Origin of the sequence: Clostridium celatum DSM 1785 (genome assembly GCF_000320405.1) — a bacterium.
Classification (GTDB): Bacteria; Bacillota; Clostridia; order Clostridiales; family Clostridiaceae; genus Clostridium; species Clostridium celatum.
Map to the genome: position 1 here is coordinate 1 of NZ_KB291659.1, position 8131 is coordinate 8131.

Consider the following 8131-nt stretch of genomic DNA (forward strand, 5'->3'; position numbering starts at 1 on the left):
TTGTTGCCCATGCTGGGCACACACAAAAAAGCCCTCATCCTATACAAATAGGACGAGAGCTATACTCACGTGTTACCACCTAAATTTATCATTACTTCACAATAACAACCTCTTCAAGTACGCCAAAAATATAAAATAAACCTTTGGTTATACTCTAGCACTATAACGTGTACATTACGACATCTGCCTACTGGTTGTTATCTTTCGGAGTGCTGCTCAGAGATGTATTCAAATTAACTCGTTTTGCCCCTTTCACCAACCGGGACCTCTCTATAAAACTCCATTAATTCTACTCTTTCTCTTCAAAGCTTTAAATATTAATTAAAATTTACTTTCTAAAACTTCAATTTAATAAAGTAAATTCATACCTACTAATGTAAAAAAGTAGGAATCTCTTTTTATAATCAATTATATTCTCTTATTAAGTTTTGTCAATATATAAAAAATATTTATATAATTTTTTTACTTAGTAGTTATACCTATTGTTGTAAATATTCTTCTAAAGTTAATCCTTTTTCAGTTATTTCTTTAGCATCATCAACACCTACATATCTTAAGTGCCAAGGCTCATATTCATACCCCGTTATCTCTTCTTTACCCTTTGGATATCTAAGTATAAATCCATAATTACTCATATTTTCACTTAGCCATTTGAAAGCATTTGTATTTTCAAATCCTTCATCTAATGAAGAATATTCATTTGATAAAACATCCATTACTAAACCTGTTTGATGCTCACTACTTCCCGGAACTGCAACATATTGACTTGTTTTAAGTTCCCCTTCATTTTTTACATTATTATCATATACTGTTTGTTGATAATCATATGATCTATAACCTGAAATTCCAATTAAATATACTCCATCTTTTTCTGCATCATTAAACATATTCTCAAGCGCTGTTGCTACTTCTGCTCTTACATATTCAGTCATATCCTCTGCTGTAGTTAATCGTATATTAGGTATAGTTAAATCACTAGGTACATACTCTTCATCAAGGGTGTTCTCCTTATTTACTAGTATTAAATTACTATTACTCTTTAAAATATTCTCCTTTTTATTTCCTGTTGATGAATTATTTGTTGTTGCCACTACTGAATTATCTGTTACTACATCAACAGATCTATTTAAATTAGTATTTATCTTAAAAATATCATTTTTTACTATATTTGCTATAACCAATATGCCTAAAGCGCTTATAACTAATAAAATCTTTTTCATTTTCTTTTCCTTATCCCTCTTTAATCTATTTTTTATCTTTATGTCCACTAAGCTATCTTCTTCTCTTTATCATAATACTTTTTATTTTTACATTAAGTTTACCAGATAAAGCTAATAGATTGCCCTTTTTAATATTAAGTATAATATATCATAAGTATACTATATTATTTAATATATTTATTTACAAATTAATTACAAAGTCCTATTAAAATTTATACAGTTAATTATATCAAAATTACTTTTATTAAAATAACACTTATTATGAGATTATTAACACTTTTACTTTTATTATACAATTTTTATATAAAGCTGTTTATATTTATCACTAACTACATGAGCTGCACAATTTGAGCATGGATCAAAACTTCTTACTACTCTTCCTATTTCAACTGGAGATAATGTATTTTCAATTTCCATTCCTATAAGTGCTTGTTCAACAGTTCCTTTAATCCCCTTATTATCCATAGGCGATAAATTCCACGCTGATGGAGTTATTACAGTATAATTATAAACTTTGCTATCATTTATAGAAATCCAATGACCAAGTGACCCTCTTTCAGCTTCTATAATACCTATTCCCTCTGATTTTTTTGGAATTATCCATTCTTTTTGAAATGCATTTTTAAGATTGAGTAATGATATTAACCCCTCAATTATATTACACATTTTCTTAGCTTCAAAACTTTTAGCAACTATTCTATCCATTACTGAAATTCCTTTTGTATATTCTTTTGCTAAAGTCATCCTAGCTAATGCTCCTACCTCCATAGGATTACCACTATATCTTGGTGCATTAATCCAGCTATATGCTTCTTTTTTTAATGGATTTCCTTTAATATATACATTTGTTCCTGGTATTAATTCAGAACTATTACCTTCAATCCAAGTACTGTTTATATGCTCAGTTATATTTTTTAGTTCTAAACTATTATCTATATTATTTATTCTAACTTTAGGAGTAGAGTATTTTTTAGGTTCACTATATTCATCAAAAATTCCATAAGTCATTAAATTACCATGCCCTTTTCCTTTTAAAAAATAATCATTATAACTTTTAGCTATAAACTGAACATCTGGAATAAGCTTTTCTTCTATAAAAGATTTTATTACTGAAACACTATATTTTATATATTCATATTTTTGAATATCAATATTAGTAGTTACACCTCCAACCCAAATTCCATGACAATGCGGTGCCTTTCCTGCCAAAACTCCAATAGCTTTATGAGCTTCTCTACTATATTTTATTGCATCTAAATAATGCTCATTTATTACTATTGTATCATTTTCATTTAATCTATAATCCCCATATTGTTCATCTTTAGCTTTATATAGAGGATTAACTTTTAGCATTTTTACATAATCAGGAATTACAAAAAAGTAAATATGCCTTATATGATTTTGTAAAAATTCAAAAGCATTTGCTATATCTCTAACTACTTTTCCATTAAAGTCTGGAGTTATATTCATAGAATTTTCTATAGCTAAAGCTGCTGCTAAAGCATGATGGGTTGAGCATATTCCACAAATTCGTGGTGCAAGCCGTATAATATCAAAAGGATCTCTATTTTTAAACATTAATTCAAAACCCCTAAATTGATTTCCTGTTACCTTCGCATCTATTATTTTATTGTTTTTAATTTCAACTTCTATTCCCAATGTCCCACTTATTCTAGTTAATGGATCTACTATTATTTTACTCATACATTCTCTCCCCCATATTTCACAAAAGGCTCCATACTATCAGGAAAATTTGGACTTGCACATCCTATACAAGTTGTATTATCTCCTATAGGCCAATTTTCCGTGCCATTCCATCTACTTACAGGGCAATATGCATAAGTAACAGGCCCTTTACAACCTATCATAAACATGCATTCTTCTTCACCAAATTTTTCTGCAAAAATACCAGCATCAAAAAATCGTCTTCTTGGACATCTATCATGTATAGTTTCTCCATAATAATCTATTGGCCTTCCTTCATTATCCAGCTTAGGTATTCCAATAGAAGTTAAATAACCTAATATCCCCATTACCCAAACTGGATTTGCTGGACATCCAGGTATATTTATAACATCTTCCCTATTCAAAAATTTACTAATGCTAAATGCCTCTGATTCATTAGGTTTTGCCGCAGTAGGTCCTCCAAAGCTGGCACATGTTCCTATTGTAACAATATATTTTGCTTTCGCAGCTAAGTTTTTAATTACTTCCATAGTAGTTACTTTTTTCCCTTTATATGTTGCAATAGTAGTATATAATCCATTATCTTTTGTAGGTACTGCACCACATATAATAAAAACAAACTCATCATTTAATAGCTCTAATAATCGTTCATATGCTATCTCTCCTTCATCTGCCATTATACTTCCAAAAAACTGCATATTAACAAACCTTTTAAGCATATAAATAACATCAGGTTCTTCAGAATCTAGTAATGAAATTACTTCTCCAAAACAACCTGATGTTTCTAACCAAATTGCATTTAATTTTTTCTTAATCCCTGTCTTTACATCATCTATAGCTCTATTTGCTATATCAATTGCCTTTTGGTTTGTTTGCTTCAAACAACTCTCTTTCATATTTCACCCCAAATAAATTACTACTAATAATTTATTTCTAATTTTAATTTATATAACTTAAAACCCAATTAAAGTATTTTACTAATTATTAAAATAACCTTACCAACACTTAAATTGTTTACTACATTCATTAAATGCTTCAGTAAAATTTATAACATGCATCTTAATTATTGCCTTTAACTCAGTTTCTTTTAATTGCTTCTTCACCTCTATAAAACATGGTAAATTTTCTATTAATAAATTTAATATACTAGTAAACATAAATATATGAATATCTAATATATATTTATTACTCTTAAAACCTACCTTTTCATATAGCTCCTCAAACAATTCTTCTATTTCATTATCAATATTTTTAAGTTTTACTTCTAATTTCTTTTTCGTTAAAGTTTTATTATTTTTTTCAGTATTTATATCACATTTAAATTTATTTACATGATAATCATAAATTTTTTTAAAACTACCTAAACAATATTTAATAAAATTTTTTTCATCTATTTCACTAACTTCTTTTTCTTTAATTCCCTTAAAACAAGGTATATTATTTACATGAACTAACGAAATTGATTCCAAAACCCTTTCACATATATAATATATGTCCTCATTTTCAGATATTTTAACTAAATCACTTAGCTTAAAAAATAAATATCGCACTTTTTTTTCAAGTTTAAATTCAATATCTTTTGCATCTTTTTCACTCTCTCTACTATCAAAGGCTTCTTCACTAATATCAAATTCAGAAATATCTAAATATTTTATTGGAATAATAAACTCATTACTTCTTCTTACAAACACTTTTTTCACCTAAAAATTATTTTATATACTATAATATGTTCATCCTAATGATTTGACTTATTTAATATCCAAAGTCCAACATATATATTTTTCATATTCTCATGTTATAGCATTATTTATTCTTTTTACTAAAGAGATTATTAATATAGAACAAATATAGCGTTTTTAGCCATAAAAAAATAACATCTAATATGGTTTTACATAAAGATGTTATAACTTCATTCTATTTACGCTACTTGTATTGATATTTTTATTACATAATCATCTATATTTTTTTCTACAACCTCATCAATTAATATTTGTTCATAAGCATCTCCTATAATAATTAAATTATTTTTATTAATATATTCAACTAACTCTTTATATAATTTGGGAGCCTTATCATAATACCCATGTAAATATCCAACTACATATAGTCCTTTGGGCTTTATTATTATATTTTCATCACAAATATTCCTGTTAACCTTAGTAAAATAATAACTATACTCTAAATAATTTTCATTTTCTAACCTCTCCTTATTTATAATTGATCCTACAGAATAACCAATACCTAAATCATTGTCATAACAATAATTTATATGTGATATATAATTTTCAATATCATAATGTTTCTTTGTATTATCAACAGGATCGCTTATCAATAAATACTCTTCCTCTTGTTCTTCTAACATTATTTCATTACTATACTTTATACCTTCTTCTATAATCTTAATTTTATTTAAAAGCCTTTCTTTATTTCTTTTAAGCTTTAAAATTTCTTTTTCTAATTGACTAACTTCATATTTTAAAACTTTAATAACATTTTCAGCATTTCTTTTATCTATAAATTCTTTAATTTCTTTAAGTGACATTCCCATATCCTTCAGTGAAAATATTGCACTTAATAATTCAAGTTGAGTATGTGAATAGCATCTATATCCATTTTCCAATATTTTTTCTGGTTTAAACAAATCTATTTCATCATAATAAAATAATGTTTTCTTATTTACATGACATAACTTTGCAAATTCTCCTGTAGAAAAATAAATTTTATTATTTTCAATCATATTTTAACTCTCCTTATTGACTATCCAGTTACTGTATACATTACTATACAGTATATCACTATTTTAAAATGGAGGTCTTTATGAAAAATTTATTTGATACAAAAATCACTTTCTTATCTCTTATAAAATTAACTTTACCAACTGTTATAATGATGATGTTTTTTTCTTTATATACTATAATAGATGGAATATTTGTATCTAATCTTGTTAGTTCAAATGCTTTATCTTCTATAAATATAGTTTTTCCAATAATAAACTTATTAATAGGAATAGGAGTTATGTTTGCCACTGGGGGAAGTGCTATTGTAGCCAAGACTATGGGCGAAGGTAATAATAAAAAGGCTAGAGAGAATTTTTCAATTATTACTTTAAGTGCATTAATATGTGGTTTAATTATTGCAGTTATAAGTATTTTATTTATAAAAAACATTATATTAGCTTTAGGTTCAACTGAAGTTCTTTATAATGACTGTTATTCTTACTTACTTATTATGTTAATTTTTACACCATGTATAATTCTTAAAATGTATTTTGATTATTTTTTAATAACAGCAGGAGTTGCTAAACTTGGTCTTATCAGCTCTGTAGTTGGTGGAATTATAAACGTAGTATTAGACTACATATTTATGGCTAAATTTAATATGGGTGTATCTGGCGCGGCTATTGCAACCTGCCTTGGATATGCTATTCCATCACTTGTTGGAATCTTATACTTTTTTAATAAAAATAATTTATTACATTTTGTAAAACCAAAGTTTGATTTTAAAGTAATAAAAGATAGTTGTATTAATGGCTCATCTGAAATGGTAACTCAATTATCATCAGCTATAACAACTTTTGTTTATAATATTGTTATGATTAATCTTTTAGGGGAAGATGGCGTTGCTGCAATAACTATTATATTATATATTCAATTTTTATTATGCTCTGTATACTTAGGTTTTACTTCTGGTGCCTCTCCTTGTATAAGCTATAATTATGGTGCCAAAAATAATAATCAATTAAGGTGTTTAGTTAAAAATAGCTTTTTAATTGTATTTTTATTTTCAATAGCTTCATTTTTAATTTCCAGATTATCATCTGAATTTTTAATATCAGCTTTTACAAGCAAAGGTAGTGATGTATTTAATATTTCATTAAACGGCTTTAATATTTTTTCATTTAGTTTTTTATTAACTGGCTTTAATATTTTTATAACAGGTATGTTTACTGCCTTCTCTAATGGAAAAATATCTGCAATGCTCTCTTTAATGAGAACACTTATACTATTTATTATTGGTATTATACTATTACCAAACCTAGTAGGAATTAACGGAGTATGGCTTGTTGTTCCATTTTCTGAAATTATAACTATACTTTTAGGAGCTTTCTATGTATATAAGTATAAAGAAAAATATATGTACAAAAAACAATTAGTTCTTAATTAAATATTAAGATTTAATAGTTAGGCTTTGTTTTAATAAACTGTGGAAATTTGATTAACCTCTATAAATATGGTTATAATATACAATATGACTACTATTTAGGAGGTTTTTTATGCCAAGAGTTAATAATGTTATTCAACAAGTTTCACAATTAAATACATATGAGCAAGGTAAGGTATTTGAATTCTTGAAAGTTGTATTGATGTCAAATGGAATTACTAACTCTGTAAATAAAGAAATCACTGAAAATAGATTTAATAAGGGAAAATGCTGTCCTTTTTGCAATCATAACAAAATATCTAAGTATGGAAAATATCATGGCAAAAATGGTGTTAAACAAAGATATAAATGTCAGAATCCTGAGTGTAGAAAAACTTTCAATGACTTTTCTAAGTCTCCTGTTTCAAGTAGCAAAAAGGGAATAGATAAATGGTTACTATATGCTCAATGTATGGTAAATGGCAATCTATTAGGCAATGTGCTGAAATAGTTGAAATTAATATTGCAACAGCTTTCTTTTGGAGACATAAAATTATAGACGCAATTAGGAAGTTTATTGGTTATGGCTCTCTTGAAGGTGTTATTGAATTGGACGAAACCTACTTTGCTATTAGCTATAAAGGTAATCACAGTAAAAGTTCTAATTTTACTATGCCAAGAGAACCAAGAAAGCGTGGCAAAGAAATAAATATAAGGGGTATATCAAAGGAATTTGCCTGTGTGTTGTGTGGTGTAGATAGATTAGGAAATATTTATACTGGTTTAATATGTGATGGTAGACCTAAATATACTGATATAAATAGGGCTCTATCAGATGTTGTTGAAGAGAATTCTATATTATGTACTGATAAGCATAGGAGCTATATCCCCTTTGCAGCTCAACGTAATTTTGAATTACATCAAATTAGGGGTGGAAGAAAAACTGTGGATATTTATAATATTCAAAGAGTTAATGCCTTTCATAGCAGTTTAAAAAGATGGATAAATAAATTCAATGGAGTTTCAACAAAATACCTAACTAACTATTTATTCTGGTATAAATGGAGCCAATTATTTAAAACAGA

At 26.8% G+C, this 8131-nt stretch carries 6 protein-coding genes, 1 pseudogene and 1 other annotated feature; of the genes and pseudogenes, 2 read left to right on the plus strand and 5 right to left on the minus strand.

All coding sequences use genetic code 11. From position 1 onward, the window contains the following. Positions 1-45: 45 nt before the first annotated feature. Positions 46-315, minus strand: a binding site (T-box leader). A 164-nt stretch (positions 316-479) separates the two neighbouring features. From HMPREF0216_RS11205 to HMPREF0216_RS11225, 5 genes are all read right to left on the minus strand, one after another. Next, positions 480-1268: a M15 family metallopeptidase gene (locus tag HMPREF0216_RS11205; protein ID WP_005214313.1), complete on the minus strand. Its 789-nt coding sequence runs from the start codon at positions 1266-1268 to the stop codon at positions 480-482. A 240-nt stretch (positions 1269-1508) separates the two neighbouring features. After that, positions 1509-2924 carry a nickel-dependent hydrogenase large subunit gene (locus HMPREF0216_RS11210; RefSeq protein WP_005214314.1) on the minus strand — a complete coding sequence of 472 codons (1416 nt, stop codon included), beginning with the start codon at positions 2922-2924 and terminating at the stop codon, positions 1509-1511. Next, positions 2921-3802 carry a hydrogenase small subunit gene (locus tag HMPREF0216_RS11215; RefSeq protein WP_005214316.1) on the minus strand — a complete coding sequence of 294 codons (882 nt, stop codon included), beginning with the start codon at positions 3800-3802 and terminating at the stop codon, positions 2921-2923. Before HMPREF0216_RS11215 ends, HMPREF0216_RS11210 begins: the two co-directional genes overlap by 4 nt. A gap of 99 nt (positions 3803-3901) precedes the next feature. Further along, on the minus strand, positions 3902-4597 hold the full coding sequence (locus tag HMPREF0216_RS11220; protein ID WP_040419770.1) for a hypothetical protein: 696 nt from the start codon (positions 4595-4597) through the stop codon (positions 3902-3904). Between the two features lie 227 nt (positions 4598-4824). Beyond that, entirely contained in the window at positions 4825-5643 is an 819-nt protein-coding gene (locus HMPREF0216_RS11225; protein ID WP_005214321.1) for a MerR family transcriptional regulator, read from the minus strand. Between the two features lie 80 nt (positions 5644-5723). Here HMPREF0216_RS11225 and HMPREF0216_RS11230 point away from each other — a divergent pair, with 80 nt between their 5' ends. Together HMPREF0216_RS11230 and HMPREF0216_RS11235 are read left to right on the plus strand one after the other, a co-directional pair. After that, the gene (locus HMPREF0216_RS11230; protein ID WP_040419772.1) at positions 5724-7070 is read left to right on the plus strand and encodes an MATE family efflux transporter; all 1347 of its coding nucleotides are present in this window, start codon (positions 5724-5726) and stop codon (positions 7068-7070) included. A gap of 109 nt (positions 7071-7179) precedes the next feature. After that, positions 7180-8131, plus strand: a pseudogene (locus HMPREF0216_RS11235) (IS1595 family transposase); the annotation flags it as partial.